A 16,467-nucleotide genomic window follows, 5' to 3' on the forward strand; every position below is an offset into this window, starting at 1 on the left:
CCGGAAAACCTGCACCGCTCAGCCGACCAACGGTCGGCTCTACCTCAGCCGACCAACGGTCGGCTCTACCTCAGCCGACCAACGGTCGGCTCTACCTCAGCCGACCAACGGTCGGCTCTACCTCAGCCGACCAACGGTCGGCTCTACCGCGCGCGGTGCATGGCGGTGATTCCGGGCCCGTCGTTACCGGTTCGCCAGCAGCACCAGTACCGCACCCGTCCCGCCTTGACCGGCGGGCGCGGAATGAAACGCCAGCACATCGTTGCGCAGGCGCAGCAGCCGATCGACCAGATTCTTCAGCACCGGTGCGCCGCCATCGGACTGCAGCCCCTTGCCGTGGATGATGCGCACGCAGCCGTACTCATGCGCATGCGCTTCCACCAGGAACTGCCGCACCAGCGCCTCGGCCTGGGCCACGGTCGCACCATGCAGGTCCAGTTCGTCCTGCACGGAGTACTGGCCGCGCTTGAGTCGCTGGAACATTCGTGGCGGCAGGTTCTCGCGCCGGTAGCTGGCCGTATCGCCAGCCTCCAGGGGGCTGCTGTCGCGCAGCAGCCGGGCGAATTCCCCGCGTGCGTCCTGTTCATCCTGCTCGGCCATCCGTGCACGCGGCTTCGGCCGCGGCGCGGCCGGCGGCGGGGTGACCACCTTGCGCAGCGGTTTGACCTCGCCGATAGCGGCGCGGAACAACGCGGCAGGATCTTCGTCTTCAGGATGTGACATGCGTACAGCCTAATGGGCGGGGAGGGCGATGCCTACCGTTATCGGGGTAGGACGATCTGTCCGCTTGCGGCACAATAGCGGACGCACTTGCGCGGTCGTCATGCTCCCAAGGGGGCACGGCCACCGCCGCCAACAGTGGGAAGTGATGGAATCGAAGTCTTGAAAAATCAAGCGGTTAAATCGCAGATGCGGATTCTGGTCAGCAACGATGACGGTGTCGATGCACCGGGCATCAAGATGCTCGCCACGGTTTTACGTGACGCCGGTCATGAAGTGACCGTGGTCGCCCCCGATCGTGATCGCTCCGGCGCCAGCAATTCGCTGACCCTGGATCTGCCGATCCGCATGAAGCGCATCGACCACTACACCTGCTCGGTGGCCGGCACCCCGACCGATTGCGTGCATCTGGCCCTGACCGGCATGCTCGAGTACGAACCGGACATGGTGGTATCGGGTATCAACAACGCCGCCAACCTCGGCGACGACGTCATCTACTCCGGCACCGTCTCGGCGGCGATGGAAGGGCGATTCCTCGGCCTGCCCGCCGTGGCGATGTCGCTGGTCACGCACAACCACGAGCCGCGTAACTTCGACACCGCCGCCCGCGCCGCGGTCGAGATCGTCACCCGGCTCAAGGCCGACCCGCTGCCCGCCGACACCATCCTCAACGTCAACGTGCCGGACCTGCCGTGGAGCGAGGTCCGTGGCTTTGAAGTGACCCGCCTGGGCAACCGCCACCGCGCCGAAGGCTGCATTGCCCAGCGCGATCCGCGCGGCAATGAGGTGTTCTGGATCGGCCCGGCCGGGCGCGAGCAGGATTCCGGCCCCGGTACCGATTTCCACGCGGTCCGCAACGGCTACATCTCGATCACCCCGATCCAGGTCGATCTCACCCGTTACCAGGCCTTGGAGAAAGTGGCCAGCTGGGTGGCGGGGCTGACCGACGCGCTGGAACGGCCGGCATGACCCCGCGCCTGCGCCTGCAGCCCGAAGCCGTCGGCATCGGCATGACCTCGCAGCGGGTCCGTGATCGCCTGGTGGATCGCCTGCGCGATGCCGGCATCGCCGACGAAGCCACCCTCAATGCCATCCGCGTGGTGCCGCGCCATCTGTTCATCGATGAAGCGCTGGCGTCGCGTGCCTACGAAGACACCGCGCTGCCGATCGGGCACGGGCAGACCATTTCCCAGCCCTGGGTGGTCGCGCGCATGACCGAAGCGGTGCTGCAGTCGGCGCCGAAGAAGGTGCTGGAAGTCGGCACCGGCTCGGGCTACCAGGCCGCTGTGCTGGGCGCGATCGGGCTGGAGGTCTACACGGTCGAGCGTATCGGTGATCTGCTGCGCCAGGCGCGCAAGCGCTTCCGTGCGCTGGGCATGAACATCCGCAGCAAACATGACGATGGCCGCATCGGCTGGGCCGAGCACGGTCCTTACGATGCGATCGTGGTGACCGCGGCCGCACCGGCGCTGGTCGATGCGCTGGTCGAACAGCTTGCCGTGGGTGGCCGCCTGGTCGCGCCGGTCGGCGGCCCGGGCGCGCAGTCGCTGATCCAGTTGACCCGTCGCGATGACGGCAGTGTTGAACAGCAGGTACTGGCGCCGGTCACGTTCGTACCGCTGCTGTCTGGCATGCTGGACTGATTCCAAGGAGCGTTGCGTCATGAAGATTTTTGGTCCGCTGTACGAGCGGGCAATGAAGTGGGCCGCGCACGAGCGCGCGCCGACCTATCTGACGGTGTTGAGCTTCATCGAGGCGATCATCTTCCCGGTGATGCCCGAGGTGATGCTCGCCCCGATGTGCGTGGCCCAGCCCAAGCGCGGCTGGTGGTTCGCCACGCTCAGCCTGGCCGGTTCGATGGCCGGTGCGCTGGTCGGCTATGCGCTGGGCCACTTCGCCTTTGAAGCGCTCAAGCCGGTGTTCGCCGCGCTGGGCATGTTGACCAGCATCGAAGGCGGCATCGCCATCGTGCAGGCCAAGATGGCCGAGTCGCCCTGGGCGGTGTTCACCTTCCTGGTGCTGGGCGGCTTCATGCCGATCCCGATGAAGGTCTTCACATGGGCATCGGGTATCGTCGGCGTGCCGTTGCCGCAGTATTTCCTGAGCATGTTGATCGGCCGTGGCAAGCGCGTGTACGTGCTGGCGGCGGTCATTCGTATTGGCGGGCCGCGCGCGGAAGCTGCGCTGCGCCGTTGGATTGAACCGCTGGGCTGGATCGCGACCGCGCTGGTGGTCGTGCTGGTGGCCTGGCTTGTATGGAGAGCGAAGTTCGCATGAGTGCTGATCGTTTGAGCAAGGGAGTGCGCACCGGCGCGCTGCTGCTGGTGGTGTCGGCGCTGAGCGCCTGTGGCACCGCCACCGTGGTGCGGCCTTCGGGCTCGGGCGGTGTGGCCCACAGCACCCCGCAGACCTCGGTGGCCAAGCCCGGCCAGACCGCTGTCGTCCGTCGTGGCGACACGTTGTATGCACTCGCGCGCATCCACAACATCACCCCGCGCGATCTGGCCGCCTGGAACGGGCTGGCCGAGCCCTACACGATCTATCCGGGGCAGTCGCTGCGGCTGTTCCCGGGCGGCAGTGGTGGCAGTCCGGCCCGCGCGCCGACCACCGTGGTCACCGCGCCGCGGCCGGGCAGCACCGCGCCGGCCGCCACCCCGTCGCCGACCACCGCGATCAAGAGCAACATCAGCTGGCGCTGGCCGGCCGATGGCGCGATCGTCGGCCGTTTCGTCGCCGGTGAAGCGACCAAGCAGGGCGTGGACATTGCCGGCACCAGTGGCCAGCCGGTCCGCGCGACCGCCGCCGGCGTGGTGGTGTACTCCGGTGCCGGCCTGGTCGGTTTCGGTGAGCTGATCATCATCAAGCACAGCGATCAGTGGCTGTCAGCGTATGGTCACAACCGCAAGCGCCTGGTCAACGAAGGCCAGAGCGTGAAGGCCGGCGAGCAGATCGCGGAGATGGGCCGCACCGGCGCCGCACGCGACATGCTGCACTTCGAGATCCGCTACAACGGCAAGCCGGTCGACCCGCTGCTGTACCTGCCGCCGAAGTAAGCACGAAAAAGGCCGCCTCAAGGGCGGCCTTTTCTGAACGGAAATCCCGGTCTCACCCCTTCAGGATGAACGCCGCGGCCACCTTGCGGCCCTCGCTGGCAAGGATGTTGAAGGTCCGTGCCGCCGCCGGGTTGTTCATCACTTCCAGGCCGATCCCGCGGGTCAGGCACGCGGCCATGACCGCGGCCGGCGGGAACACCTGGGTATCGCCCGTGCCCAGCACCACCAGCGCGGGGTTCAGTGCCAGCACCGGCTGCAGGTCTTCCGGGGTCAACTGGGCGATATCGGCCACCGGCCACGCTTCGATTAACGTGTCCGGGGCGAGGATGAAACTCGCGGCCAGGGTCCGGTCATTCACTTTCGCACTGCGGCCATCGGCGGCACGCAGGGCGTAGGCGTAGTCGGGGATTTCGTGGCTCAGCTGCATGGGCGTTCCGGGATCAGCCGCGCGGCAGGACGATCTGGCGCTGTTCCTTGCTCGGGCGGTACAGCACGGCCACGTGGCCGATACGCTGCACCAGCGCGCTTTCGCTGGCACTGACCAGCTCGGCGATGAGGGCGTCGCGGGCCTCGCGGTCTTCGGCGGCAACCTTGACCTTGATCAGCTCGTGGCGCTCCAGCACCTCTTCCAGTTCAGCCAGGAAGGCCGGTGTCACCCCCTTGCCGCCGATCTGGAGCAGGGCTTTCAGATCATGCGCGTGGCCGCGGAGGAAACGGGTTTGGGAAGAAGTCAGGGCGATAGCCATTCAGGAACAAGCGGTTAACTGGGGCGATCAGGGTATCATGACCTCCCCATCCGACCCGCATCTCAATGGCAACCCGTAGCAAAAGCAGTCAACGCTGGTTGAAAGAGCACTTCGCCGACCCCTTCGTGAAGAAGGCCCAGGCCGAGGGCATGCGCTCGCGCGCGGCCTACAAGCTGGAGGAGTTGCTGCAGCGCGATCGGCTGCTGAAGCCGCACATGGTCGTGGTCGATCTGGGCGCCGCCCCGGGTGGCTGGTCCCAGCAGGTCCGCCGCCAGATCGGCGATACCGGCCGGGTGCTGGCGCTGGACATCCTGGAGATGCCGCCGCTGGCCGGCGTGGAGTTCCTTCACGGTGACTTCAGGGAGCAAGCCGTCCTATCGGAGTTCGAAGCCATGCTGGGGGATCAGCCGGTAGACCTTGTGCTCTCGGATATGGCCCCCAATAAGAGTGGAATGGATGCGGTGGACCAACCGCGGATGATGCACCTGGCGGAGTTGGCGTTGGATTTTGCCGACAACCATCTCAAGCCGGGTGGCGCGTTCCTGATCAAGCTGTTCCAGGGCGTGGGCTTTGACGACTACGTGCGCGAAATGCGCCGCCGGTACGACAAAGTAGTGATCCGCAAGCCTGAAGCCTCCCGGAAGCGCTCGCCCGAGGTGTACGCCTTGGGGCAGGGAAAACGCGCGCAGATCAAGTAAGCTCAACCATACGAATCGCGTCAGGAATTAGAGGAACACCGGAGCCAATGAGGATGAACGACTTGACCAAGAACCTCCTGCTATGGGTGGTCGTCGCCGTCGTGCTGATGGTGGTCTTCCAGAGCTTCTCGCCGAAGAGCAGCGGAGCCGGCGCACAGGGCGCGACGTACTCGCAGTTCCTGGACCAGGTGGACAGCGGCAACGTCCAGAAGGTGACCTTCAGCGGTGACATGCGTGGCGGCACCAATCAGATTTCCTACACCACCCGTGGCGGCCAGTCGGCCACCATCACCGCCCCGTTCGATCGCGACCTGATCAACGTGCTGCGCGGCAAGAACGTGGAAATCGTCCAGGAGGAGCCCTCCAGTGGCATCTCGCTGGGCGCGATCCTGATGAACTTCCTCCCGGTGATCCTGATCATCGGCTTCTGGATATTCATCATGCGCCAGATGCAGGGCGGTGGCGGCGGGGCCAAGGGCGCAATGTCCTTCGGCAAGTCGCGGGCCAAGCTGCAGGGCGAGGACCAGATCAAGGTCACCTTCGCCGACGTTGCCGGGTGCGACGAGGCCAAGGAAGAAGTCGGCGAACTGGTCGATTTCCTGCGCGACCCGACCAAGTTCACCAAGCTGGGCGGCAAGATTCCGCGCGGCGTGCTGATGGTGGGTCCGCCGGGTACCGGCAAGACGCTGCTGGCCCGCGCGATCGCCGGTGAAGCCAAGGTCCCGTTCTTCTCGATCTCCGGTTCGGACTTCGTAGAAATGTTCGTCGGCGTCGGCGCAAGCCGCGTGCGCGACATGTTCGAGCAGGCCAAGAAGCAGGCGCCGTGCATCATCTTCATCGATGAAATCGACGCCGTCGGTCGCCACCGTGGCGCCGGTCTCGGCGGCGGTCATGACGAGCGCGAGCAGACCCTGAACCAGCTGCTGGTCGAGATGGACGGCTTCGAGGGAGGCGAGGGCGTGATCGTCATCGCCGCCACCAACCGTCCCGACGTGCTGGATCCGGCGCTGCTGCGCCCGGGCCGTTTCGACCGCCAGGTCGTGGTCGGCCTGCCGGACGTCAAGGGCCGCGAGCAGATCCTCAAGGTGCATATGCGCAAGCTGCCGCTGGCCGACGATGTCGAGCCGATGGTGATCGCGCGCGGTACCCCGGGCTTCTCCGGTGCGGACCTGGCCAACCTGGCCAACGAAGCAGCACTGTTCGCCGCGCGCGGCGGTGAGAAGGAAGTCCGCATGGACCACTTCGACCGTGCCCGCGACAAGATCCTGATGGGTGCCGAACGTCGTTCAATGGCGATGAGCGAAGAAGAAAAGACGCTCACCGCCTATCACGAAGCTGGCCACGCCATCGTCGGTCGCCTGGTTCCCGAGCACGATCCGGTCTACAAGGTCACCATCATTCCCCGCGGTCGTGCGCTGGGCGTGACGATGTACCTGCCGGAAGGCGACAAGTACTCGATGAACCGGGTGGCGATCGAATCGCAGTTGTGCTCGCTGTACGGCGGTCGTGTGGCCGAAGAGCTGATCTTCGGCACCGACAAGGTCACCACCGGTGCCTCCAACGACATCGAGCGCGCCACCAAGATGGCCCGCAACATGGTCACCAAGTGGGGCCTGTCCGACGAGCTCGGACCGATCGCCTACGGTGAAGAGGACGATGAAGTGTTCCTCGGCCGTTCGGTGACGCAGCACAAGAGCGTGTCGGATGACACCGCGCGCCGCATCGACGAAGTGGTCCGCAGCATCCTGGACAAGGCGTACGCCCGTACCACCGAACTGCTGACGGCCAATCTCGACAAGCTGCACACGATGTCGCAGCTGCTGCTGCAGTACGAGACCATCGATGCGCCGCAGATCAATGCCGTGATGGAAGGCCGTGATCCGCCGCCGCCGATGGGCTGGGACAAGTCCGCCAGCAACAAGGATGGCGGCAACAACAACGACAAGGGGGGCGATGCCCGTCCCGTGTCGCCGATCGCCGGTCCTGCCGAGCAGATCTGAGGGTGTTGCCCACGTAAGTGACGAAGGCCGGGGAAACCCGGCCTTCGTCGTTTCGGGCAGGTCATAATGACGGTCCGTTTTCGCCCCTCGTTCTGGAGTCGTCATGTCCGCACCCCCGCCGCAGCCGATCTCGCACACCACTGAAATGGTGATCGCCACGATCATTGGCGTGGCCATCGGCCTGACCCGCGACAACTTCCTGCTCGGCGCCGGCATCGGCATCGCGGTTGGCGTGTTGATGAGCATCGCCAAGACCGTCTACGTGGAGCGCAAGCGCCGCCAGCGCTGAGTGCTTGCGTGCGCGGCCGGCAGTGGGCACGATGCGCGTGCCCGCGCCGCATGCCGCGGTCGGGCATGGCCGGGGGATCGGCCCACACACTTTCCAGGGGGATGTTCATGCGTCATTCGATGCGCGCAGCCGTTGCTGCGCTGCTGTGCTGTGCCACGCCGGTCATGGCGGCCGAGATCCACGTGCAGGATCCGGTGCCGTTCAACGAGTCGGCGATCATTGCCGAGAACATCAAGGCCGAGTGCCGGATGGGCGCGCAGCTGGCGACCGCGCTGGGCAAGAATGCCCCGGCGCATGGCAACACCATCGTCTTCGGCAGTGATCCGGTGAACACCGGCAGCGGGCACGCGTTGAAGCTGGAGCTGGTGGAAGCGCAGAGCGCAGGCAATGCGTTCACCGGCCACTTCAAGTCGGCGGCCGTGCGCGGCGTGCTGTTCGAGAACGGCCAGCAGGTGGCCACGGTCACCGCACGCCGCGTGTCGCGCGGTGGCGCGTTTGCCGGCTTCAAGGGCTCCTGCGACGTGCTTGAACGCACCGTCAATGCGATCGGCAACGATCTGGCGATCTGGCTGGCCAAGCCGGTCGATGGAGCCCGCCTCGGCGACCTCTGACAGCCGGTCCGGTGCGCCAGCGTAAACTACGCGCTGGCGTACTTCGTGGATCTGCCCATGTTCGATATCTCCCCCCAGCTCGATTGCGGCGGCCGGCTGCTGCGGCTGGATCGCCCGCGGGTCATGGGCATCGTCAACGTCACCCCGGATTCGTTCTCCGACGGCGGTGACCACGACAGCGTGGAGGCTGCGGTCGCGCACGGCCTGCAACTGGTGGCCGAGGGCGCGGATCTGCTCGACATCGGCGGCGAATCGACCCGGCCAGGCAGTGCGCCGGTGCCGTTGGATGAAGAACTCCGCCGGGTCATCCCGGTGATCGAGCGCTTGGCACGCGAAACCACCGTGCCGATCAGCATCGACACCTTCAAGCCCGAGGTGATGCGCGCAGCGGTCGCGGCCGGTGCCGGCCTGATCAATGACATCCATGCGTTGCGCCAGCCCGGTGCGCTGGACGCCGCCGCCGAACTCGGCGTGCCGGTGGTGCTGATGCACATGCAGGGCGAGCCGGGCAGCATGCAGGACACCCCGCACTACGATGACGTGGTCGCCGAGGTGCATCGCTTCCTGACCGAGCGCATGTTCCAGGCCGAGATGGCCGGCGTGGCCAAGAAGCATCTGATCATCGATCTGGGCTTCGGCTTCGGCAAGACCACCGAACACAACATGATCCTGCTAGCGCGTTCGGAGCGCTTCCTCGAGCTGGGCGTGCCAATGCTGGCCGGCCTGTCGCGCAAGCGCAGCATCGGTGAACTGACCGGTCGTGAGCAGCCGCGTGACCGCGTGGCCGGTTCGGTCGCCGCGCACCTGATCGCGGCCCAGCGTGGCGCGATGCTGCTGCGTGTGCACGATGTCGCCGCCACGGTCGATGCGCTGAAGGTGTGGGCCGCGGTCGATGCCGTGCCGATGCCGCGGGTGTCCGCCGCCCCGGCGATGCCGCGCTGGCCGGACGAGGACTGATGGCCGTCGATCAGCGCCCGCTGGCGATCGCGGTGATGGGCCCGACCGCGTCAGGCAAGACCGCCACCGCGATCGCACTGGCCCAGCAGCTGGACGGTGAGATCGTCAGCGTCGATTCGGCGCTGGTCTATCGCGGGCTGGATATCGGCTCGGCCAAGCCCGATGCGGCCGAGCGCGCACAGGCGCCGCACCATCTGCTCGATGTGCGCGACCCGTGGCAGACCTATTCGGCGGCGGAGTTCGCCAGCGACGCGGCGCGGGCCGTCCGCGACATCATCGCGCGCGGTCGCATGCCGATCCTCGCCGGTGGCACCGGGCTGTATTTCCGCGCGTTGCTACAGGGCCTGTCGCCGATGCCCGAGGCCGATCCGGCGGTGCGCGCACAGATTGCCGCCGAGGCGGCCGAGCAGGGCTGGGCGGCAATGCATGCCCAACTGGCCGGCATCGATCCGGCCGCGGCAAAGCGCATTCACGCCACCGACCCGCAGCGCATCCAGCGGGCACTGGAAGTCCATCGGCTGACCGGTACCCCGATCAGCGAATGGCAGAAGCTGCCCGGCGTCGACCGGCTGCCGGTACGGGCGCTCAAACTGATTCTCGCGCCGCGCGAGCGCACGGTGCTGCACCAGCGCATCGAAACCCGTTTCGACGCGATGCTGGATCACGGCTTCCTGGACGAAGTCCACGCCCTGCGGGCCCTGCCGGCGATGGCCGAGGTGGCCGCGCCGTTGGATCTGCCGGCCGTGCGGGCGGTGGGCTACCGGCAGGCCTGGGAGTATCTGGACGGGCAGGGCACGGCCGAGGCGTTCCGTGAGCGCGGCATCCAGGCCACCCGCCAGCTCGCCAAGCGCCAGCTGACCTGGCTGCGCGGGGAGCTTGATGCGCGCTGGTTCGATCCCCATCTAGACAGGGCTTCCCTGGCGGATGCGGTGTCGACCTTCGTCGCACGCTGAGTCCACGCCTTCACCCGCCCACCCCGTGTACCATCAAGGGTTCCGGCGGGCGGCGGGGGCCGTGGTAACTGCCGGAAGACCATAAAAACAATAATCAGGAGTGTGCAATGTCCAAGGGGCAATCGCTGCAGGATCCGTTTCTGAATGCACTTCGGCGCGAACGCGTGCCGGTGTCGGTGTATCTGGTCAATGGCATCAAGCTGCAGGGAACGATTGAATCGTTCGACCAGTTCGTGGTGCTGCTGCGCAATACGGTGAGCCAGATGGTGTACAAGCACGCCATCTCGACCGTGGTGCCGGCGCGCAACGTGAAGGTCGGGCCCGGAGGTGGTTATGTGCAATCCAATGATGGCGCCGATGGCGTCCAAGGTGATGACGACGTTGAGTGACTGCGTGAAGAATTCTGGAGAACTGCGTGTTTGACCGTTCCAAGCGAGGCGAACACGCACTCCTGATCCAGCCGCATGCCGGCCGGCTCGAAGATGACGTGCTTGAAGAGTTCACCGATCTGGCCCGCTCCGCCGGGGCCAGCATCGCGGCCACGCTGACCGCGCGCATCGATCGGCCCAATCCGTCGATCCTGATCGGCAGCGGCAAGCTGGACGAGGTCAAGGCCGCGGCCGATGCCACCGGCGCCGACCTGATCCTGGTCAACCATGCGCTGTCGCCGGGGCAGGAGCGCAACCTGGAGCGCTTCCTGGAACGGCGCGTGATCGACCGCACCGGGCTGATCCTGGATATCTTCGCCCAGCGTGCGCGCAGCCACGAAGGCAAGCTGCAGGTGGAGCTGGCGCAGCTGCGCCACATGTCCACGCGGCTGATCCGCGGCTGGACCCATCTGGAGCGCCAGCGTGGTGGTTCCATCGGCCTGCGCGGCCCGGGTGAAACCCAGCTGGAAACCGATCGCCGCCTGCTGCAGAAGCGGGTGGAGCAGCTGCAGAAGAAGCTGGAAAAGGTGGAAGTGCAGCGCACCCAGATGCGTCGTGCCCGCCTGCGCAGCGAGCTGCCGCGCGTGGCGCTGGTGGGCTACACCAACGCCGGCAAGTCGACCCTGTTCAACGCATTGACTGGCGCCGAGGCCTTCGCCGCGGACCAGTTGTTCGCGACGTTGGACCCGACCGTGCGCCGCATCGCGCTGCCGGGCGGCAGCGTGGTGCTCGCCGATACCGTCGGCTTCGTCCGCGACCTGCCGCATGATCTGGTGGCCGCGTTCCGGTCGACCCTGTCCGAAGCCCGCGAAGCGGACTTCCTGCTGCACCTCGTCGATGCGGCCGATCCGCACCGTGAGGAGCGCATCGCACAGGTGGATGAAGTGCTGACCGCCATCGGCGCGGGCGATCTGCCGCAGTTGCTGGTGTTCAACAAGATCGACCGCATCGACGGGGCCGACGTGCGTCACGATGCCCAGGACGGCATCCCCGACAACGCGCGCCGCGAGCGGGTCTGGATTTCCGCCCGCGACAACGTTGGCCTGCCGCTGCTGCAGTCCGTGCTGGGCAAGCGCCTGGGCCTGCAGCACGTCAGTGGCGAGCTGCGGCTGCCGCCGAGTGCCGGTCGCCTGCGTTCGCGCCTGCATCAGCTGGAGGTCGTGCGCAGCGAAGCCACCGACGAAGACGGTTGGCTGCTGCAGGTCGAGATCCCGATCGCCGAGGCCGAGAAGCTGGCGGCTGGCGAGGGCGGCGAACCGATCCGCGCGATGCTTCCGGAAAAGCTTCCGGAATGGTGATGCGGGTGCCGGCCGCCGGCTGGCGCCCATGATTCTCCCGGCGGGGCTTCGCCCTCCGTCGCACCCGGCAACACACGACATCACTCACGATTTCGGCTAAAACAGGGGGCGTTCGTCCCCCCGTTGATCCAGGACTTCCCATGACCGTTCCTTCCGACGCCGAGCTGGGCGCCCTCGCCAGTGACGTGGGCCAGCGCCTCCAGCAGGCCTCGCTGCAGCTGGTGACTGCCGAAAGCTGCAGTGGCGGCTGGATCGCCAAGGCGATGACCGATATCGCCGGCTCCTCGGCGTTCTTCGATTGCGGCATGGTGGTCTACAGCTACGAAGCCAAGCAACGCCTGCTGGGCGTGCGCGCGCAGACGCTGGAACAGTTCGGCGCGGTCAGCCGCGAGACCGTGCTGGAAATGGTCTCCGGTGCGCTGATCAATTCCGGTGCCGGCATCGCCGTGGCGGTGACCGGCATTGCCGGGCCGGGCGGTGGCAGCGAGGACAAGCCGGTCGGCAGCGTCTGGATCGGCTGGAAGGGCCGTGGCGGCTACGCGCGTGCGCAGCTGTTCCAGTTCGATGGCGACCGCGAAGCCATACGGCGGCAGACCGTGCAGCAGGCGCTGACGGGAATCTTCCCGCTGTTGTGACATCCTGACCGGGTGTGCTGACAGGAGAGTGGGCCGATGTGGGAAACGCTGGGTACCGTGCGTGACCTGGGGCGATTGCAGGAAATCGCGTCGGTCCTGATCCGCTATGGCTTCGGCGACCTCGTGCGCCGCATCGGCCTGGCCGATGTGCTCGAACGCGCTGGCCGCCTGCTGCACTGGAACGATACCCAGCAGATGCTGCGGATGACCGCGCCTGTGCGCGTGCGCCGCGCGATGGAAGACCTGGGCCCCACCTTCGTCAAACTCGGCCAGGTGCTGGCCACCCGCGTGGACCTGTTCCCGCCGGATTGGATCGCCGAGTTCTCCGAACTGCAGAACGCCGTGCCCGCGCTGCCGTATGCACAGGTGCGTGAGCAGCTCGAACGTGATCTCGGCGCACCGGCCACCGAGGTGTTCGCGTGGCTCGATGAAACGCCCATGGCCGCGGCCTCGCTGGCACAGGCGCATCGCGCAACGCTGCATGACGGCACCGCCGTGGTGCTGAAGATCCGTCGTCCGGGCATCCGTGACGTCATCGAAGCCGACCTGCGCCTGCTGGCGCGGCTGGCCGAGATCGTGGAGGCGCGCCTGCCCGATCTGCAGCGGTATCGGCCGGCCGAGGTGGTGCAGCAGTTCCAGGTGTCGCTGCGCCGCGAGCTGGATTTTGCCGCCGAATGCCGCAATGCCGAGCGCATCGCGCGCAATTTCCAGGGCCGCGACGACATCCTGATCCCCAACGTGCACTGGCAGTGGACCTGCGAGAGCCTCAACGTGCAGGACTTCGTGGACGGCATTCCCGGCCGCGATCTGGTTGGCGTCGATGCGGCCGGTCTGGACCGCGTGCAGCTGGCCCGCACCGGCGCGCGCATCGTGCTGAAGATGGTGCTGGAGGACGGCTGTTTCCACGCTGATCCGCACCCGGGCAACATCATCTACCTGCGGGATGGCCGCATCGGCGTGATCGATTTCGGCATGGTCGGGGCGATCTCCGAGCAGCGCCGCTTCCAGGTTGCCCAGCTCCTGCATGGCCTGGTCACCCAGGAGCCGGAGCAGGTGGCCGACGTGCTGCTGGACTGGGCCGGTGGCGTGGAAGTGGACGAGTCGCGCCTGCAGCAGGACATCAGCACCTTCGTGGACCAGTACCGCGGGGTCCCGCTGAAGGACCTGCACATGGGCCTGATGCTGGGCAACATCACCCAGCTGCTGCGCCAGTACGCGCTGACCCTGCCGGCCGATCTGGCGCTGATGATCAAGACCTTCCTCACCCTGGAAGGCATGGGCCGCCAGCTGGACCCGCAGTTCGATATGGCCAGCGCCGCGCGCCCGTATCTGGAGCGGGTGATGTGGCAACGCTACTCGCCCGGCGCGATGCTCAAGCGCGGCAAGCGCAGCCTGGTCGGGGTGATGGATCTGGTCGGCGATCTGCCGCGCGATGTCCGCCGCCTGCTGCAGATGGCGCGCCGCGGCCGGCTCCAGCTCAAGATTGAAACCACGGCGCTGCAGGGCTTCGGCGACCAGGTCAACCGCGCGGCGAACCGGCTGGTGATGGGCATCGTGACCGCCGCGCTGATCATCGGCTCCTCGATCGTCATGCACAGTGTCGGCGGCATCTCCAGCCGCTGGCTGCTCGCGCTTGGCGTGGCCGGCTTCATCGGTGCCGGCTTCTGTGGCGTGTGGATCCTGTTTTCGATCTGGCGCAGCGGCAAGAACCCGTAGGGTTCTTACCGCTGGGATCCGCAGGATCCCCGGAATCTCCCGCGCAAGCGGGGGATTACGTGTAGGTCCGACCGTTGGTCGGACGCTCCTGCCTGACGACCCGTCACTATTTGCCCACCGGTAGAGCCACGCCATGCGTGGCTGCTCCAGCCCGCCGCCGCACCCACCGGTAGAGCCACGCCATGCGTGGCTGCTCCTCGTCCGGCCCCCACGAATGCCTGACCCAACAGATTGCAGAGGCTAAACGCCGGAGAGCTGGCCGCAAGCGATACGCACCCGCGCCGTCAGACATCGCCGCGCGTTCGCGCGGTCACCGACCAACGGTCGGTGGCTACGGGCATTGCTGGAGGCTTCGGCCGGTGCGGGACAGCCCTTCTTCTATCGGCTCTTCCTCTGCGGGCACTTGCGTGCCCGCATCGTTAGTAGTAATACTACTAACCATGGACCTGACCGATACCCAGCAGGCGATCCTGCAGTTGATCGCCGAGCGTATAGAGACCGATGGCGCACCGCCGTCGCAGACCGAAATCGCCCGCGCGTTCGGCTTCAAGGGCGTCCGCGCAGCCCAGTACCATCTGGAAGCGCTGGAGCAGGCCGGGGCGATCCGTCGCATCCCGGGCCAGGCCCGCGGCATCCGGCTGGTCCAGGCGCCGGCGCTGCAGAACGGCCTGCCCGAATCACTGCCTGCGTCGGCGTTGCCGGACCACGTTCTGCGCCTGCCGGTGCTGGGCCGGGTCGCGGCCGGTCTGCCGATCGGCGCGGATATCGGCTCGGATGATTTCGTGGTGCTGGACCGGGTGTTCTTCTCGCCCGCGCCGGACTACCTGCTGAAGGTGCAGGGCGACTCGATGATCGACGAGGGCATCTTCGACGGCGATCTGATCGGTGTGCACCGCACCCGCGACGCCCGCTCCGGGCAGATCGTGGTGGCCCGCATCGATGACGAGATCACGGTCAAGCTTCTGAAGATGGGGAAGGATCGGATCCGCCTGCTGCCGCGCAACCCCGATTACAAGCCGATCGAAGTGCTGCCCGACCAGGACTTCGCCATCGAAGGCCTCTATTGCGGGTTGCTGCGGCCCAACCGCTGACCCTGTTCCCCATTGAATCATGCGCGGTCTTTTGTGGCACATCTCTGGTTTTGCTGAGGTTGGTACGGATGTCCGATAATTTTTTTCCGAACGCCGGGCAGAATCTCAGCCCGTGCGATACGCCAGCCTTAAAGTGAACCCATGGCCAAGAAGACTTCCAAAGACAGCACCTCCACCGATACGACCTCTGCAAGGACCACTCCGATGGACGAAAACAAAAAGCGCGCCCTCACCGCCGCGCTGAGCCAGATCGAAAAGCAGTTCGGCAAGGGCGCCGTGATGCGCATGGGCGACCGCGTCGTCGAAGCGGTCGAGGTCATCCCCACCGGTTCGCTGATGCTGGATATCGCCCTCGGTATCGGTGGCCTGCCCAAGGGTCGCGTCGTGGAGATCTACGGTCCGGAATCCTCGGGCAAGACCACCCTGACCCTGCAGGCGATCGCCGAGTGCCAGAAGAAGGGCGGTACCGCGGCCTTCATCGATGCCGAGCACGCGCTGGATCCGATCTACGCCGCCAAGCTGGGCGTCAACGTGGACGACCTGCTGCTCTCGCAGCCGGATACCGGTGAGCAGGCGCTGGAAATCGCCGACATGCTGGTGCGCTCCAGCTCGGTGGACATCGTGGTGGTCGACTCGGTCGCCGCGCTGACCCCGAAGGCCGAAATCGAAGGCGAAATGGGCGACCAGCTACCGGGCCTGCAGGCTCGCCTGATGAGCCAGGCGCTGCGCAAGCTGACCGGCAACATCAAGCGCTCCAACACCCTGGTGGTCTTCATCAACCAGCTGCGCCACAAGATCGGCGTGATGATGCCGGGCCAGAGCCCGGAAGTGACCACCGGCGGCAACGCGCTGAAGTTCTACGCCTCGGTCCGCCTGGACATCCGCCGTATCGGCGCCATCAAGAAGGGCGACGAGATCATCGGCAACCAGACCAAGATCAAGGTGGTCAAGAACAAGCTGGCGCCCCCGTTCAAGCAGGTCATCACCGAGATCCTGTACGGCGAAGGCATCAGCCGCGAAGGCGAACTGATCGACATGGGCGTGGAAGCCAAGCTGGTCGAGAAGGCCGGCGCCTGGTACAGCTACGGCGAAGAGCGCATCGGCCAGGGCAAGGACAACGCCCGCGGCTACCTGCGCGACAACCCGCAGATCGCCCAGCGTCTGGAAGCCGAGCTGCGCGAGAAGTTCCAGCCGGAAGAAGCCGTGCGTGAAGGCGGCGACGAGGCTGAAGACGACGCCGAGTGAGTTTCCTGCGGGGCAGGGCAGCGCCGT

General features: G+C 66.5%; 19 protein-coding genes. 16 read left to right on the forward strand and 3 right to left on the reverse strand.

Features of this window, described 5'->3' with window-relative positions:
* Positions 1-183: 183 nt before the first annotated feature.
* Positions 184-723, reverse strand: a complete 540-nt coding sequence (locus tag ABE571_RS15170) for a Smr/MutS family protein (RefSeq protein WP_346465499.1) — start codon at positions 721-723, stop codon at positions 184-186.
* Positions 724-909: 186 nt separating this feature from the next.
* On the opposite strand from ABE571_RS15170, the gene surE reads away from it, so the two are divergent.
* Genes surE through ABE571_RS15190 form a run of 4 tightly spaced genes read left to right on the forward strand, consistent with a single transcriptional unit; the run spans position 910 to position 3,773 of the window.
* Entirely contained in the window at positions 910-1,689 is a 780-nt protein-coding gene (surE, locus tag ABE571_RS15175; RefSeq protein WP_346494048.1) for a 5'/3'-nucleotidase SurE, read from the forward strand.
* Positions 1,686-2,363, forward strand: coding sequence for a protein-L-isoaspartate(D-aspartate) O-methyltransferase (locus ABE571_RS15180; RefSeq protein ID WP_121041772.1), 678 nt, complete (start codon positions 1,686-1,688; stop codon positions 2,361-2,363). Before surE ends, ABE571_RS15180 begins: the two co-directional genes overlap by 4 nt.
* 19 nt (positions 2,364-2,382) lie before the next feature.
* A complete protein-coding gene (locus tag ABE571_RS15185; RefSeq protein ID WP_121041774.1) occupies positions 2,383-2,997 on the forward strand; it encodes a YqaA family protein in 615 nt (204 codons plus the stop codon).
* Entirely contained in the window at positions 2,994-3,773 is a 780-nt protein-coding gene (locus tag ABE571_RS15190; protein WP_313211998.1) for a peptidoglycan DD-metalloendopeptidase family protein, read from the forward strand. The genes ABE571_RS15185 and ABE571_RS15190 overlap by 4 nt, the downstream gene beginning before the upstream one ends.
* 52 nt (positions 3,774-3,825) lie before the next feature.
* Here the strand turns inward: ABE571_RS15190 and ABE571_RS15195 are convergent, their stop codons facing one another.
* Both ABE571_RS15195 and yhbY read right to left on the reverse strand, forming a co-directional pair.
* Positions 3,826-4,200 (reverse strand): Mth938-like domain-containing protein, encoded by a 375-nt coding sequence (locus tag ABE571_RS15195; protein ID WP_123728906.1) that lies wholly within the window; start codon positions 4,198-4,200, stop codon positions 3,826-3,828.
* A gap of 13 nt (positions 4,201-4,213) precedes the next feature.
* Positions 4,214-4,519 (reverse strand): ribosome assembly RNA-binding protein YhbY, encoded by a 306-nt coding sequence (gene yhbY, locus ABE571_RS15200; protein WP_019183325.1) that lies wholly within the window; start codon positions 4,517-4,519, stop codon positions 4,214-4,216.
* A gap of 65 nt (positions 4,520-4,584) precedes the next feature.
* Here yhbY and rlmE point away from each other — a divergent pair, with 65 nt between their 5' ends.
* The 12 genes from rlmE (at position 4,585) to recA (ending at position 16,440) form a co-directional block, all read left to right on the forward strand.
* Positions 4,585-5,217 carry a 23S rRNA (uridine(2552)-2'-O)-methyltransferase RlmE gene (rlmE, locus tag ABE571_RS15205; RefSeq protein WP_121041780.1) on the forward strand — a complete coding sequence of 211 codons (633 nt, stop codon included), beginning with the start codon at positions 4,585-4,587 and terminating at the stop codon, positions 5,215-5,217.
* Between the two features lie 53 nt (positions 5,218-5,270).
* The gene (gene ftsH / locus ABE571_RS15210) at positions 5,271-7,217 is read left to right on the forward strand and encodes an ATP-dependent zinc metalloprotease FtsH (RefSeq protein WP_313211994.1); all 1,947 of its coding nucleotides are present in this window, start codon (positions 5,271-5,273) and stop codon (positions 7,215-7,217) included.
* A gap of 103 nt (positions 7,218-7,320) precedes the next feature.
* A complete protein-coding gene (locus ABE571_RS15215) occupies positions 7,321-7,506 on the forward strand; it encodes a hypothetical protein (RefSeq protein ID WP_019183322.1) in 186 nt (61 codons plus the stop codon).
* 107 nt (positions 7,507-7,613) lie between these two features.
* Positions 7,614-8,117 carry a hypothetical protein gene (locus ABE571_RS15220; RefSeq protein WP_346481850.1) on the forward strand — a complete coding sequence of 168 codons (504 nt, stop codon included), beginning with the start codon at positions 7,614-7,616 and terminating at the stop codon, positions 8,115-8,117.
* 57 nt (positions 8,118-8,174) lie between these two features.
* Positions 8,175-9,074: a dihydropteroate synthase gene (folP, locus tag ABE571_RS15225; RefSeq protein ID WP_346494020.1), complete on the forward strand. Its 900-nt coding sequence runs from the start codon at positions 8,175-8,177 to the stop codon at positions 9,072-9,074.
* The gene (miaA, locus tag ABE571_RS15230) at positions 9,074-10,027 is read left to right on the forward strand and encodes a tRNA (adenosine(37)-N6)-dimethylallyltransferase MiaA (protein WP_346463711.1); all 954 of its coding nucleotides are present in this window, start codon (positions 9,074-9,076) and stop codon (positions 10,025-10,027) included. The genes folP and miaA overlap by 1 nt, the downstream gene beginning before the upstream one ends.
* Positions 10,028-10,134: 107 nt before the next feature.
* Positions 10,135-10,416, forward strand: coding sequence for an RNA chaperone Hfq (hfq, locus tag ABE571_RS15235; RefSeq protein WP_123728913.1), 282 nt, complete (start codon positions 10,135-10,137; stop codon positions 10,414-10,416).
* A gap of 26 nt (positions 10,417-10,442) precedes the next feature.
* Positions 10,443-11,753: a ribosome rescue GTPase HflX gene (gene hflX, locus ABE571_RS15240; protein ID WP_313217881.1), complete on the forward strand. Its 1,311-nt coding sequence runs from the start codon at positions 10,443-10,445 to the stop codon at positions 11,751-11,753.
* Between the two features lie 140 nt (positions 11,754-11,893).
* A complete protein-coding gene (locus ABE571_RS15245; protein ID WP_019183317.1) occupies positions 11,894-12,388 on the forward strand; it encodes a CinA family protein in 495 nt (164 codons plus the stop codon).
* Between the two features lie 36 nt (positions 12,389-12,424).
* Positions 12,425-14,104: a 2-polyprenylphenol 6-hydroxylase gene (ubiB, locus tag ABE571_RS15250; RefSeq protein ID WP_346465508.1), complete on the forward strand. Its 1,680-nt coding sequence runs from the start codon at positions 12,425-12,427 to the stop codon at positions 14,102-14,104.
* 440 nt (positions 14,105-14,544) lie between these two features.
* Positions 14,545-15,195 carry a transcriptional repressor LexA gene (lexA, locus tag ABE571_RS15255; protein ID WP_121041795.1) on the forward strand — a complete coding sequence of 217 codons (651 nt, stop codon included), beginning with the start codon at positions 14,545-14,547 and terminating at the stop codon, positions 15,193-15,195.
* Positions 15,196-15,399: 204 nt separating this feature from the next.
* Positions 15,400-16,440, forward strand: coding sequence for a recombinase RecA (recA, locus tag ABE571_RS15260; protein WP_123728917.1), 1,041 nt, complete (start codon positions 15,400-15,402; stop codon positions 16,438-16,440).
* Positions 16,441-16,467 lie beyond the last annotated feature (27 nt).

Origin of the sequence: Stenotrophomonas sp. TWI273 (assembly GCF_039674765.1) — a bacterium.
Lineage (GTDB): Bacteria > Pseudomonadota > Gammaproteobacteria > Xanthomonadales > Xanthomonadaceae > Stenotrophomonas.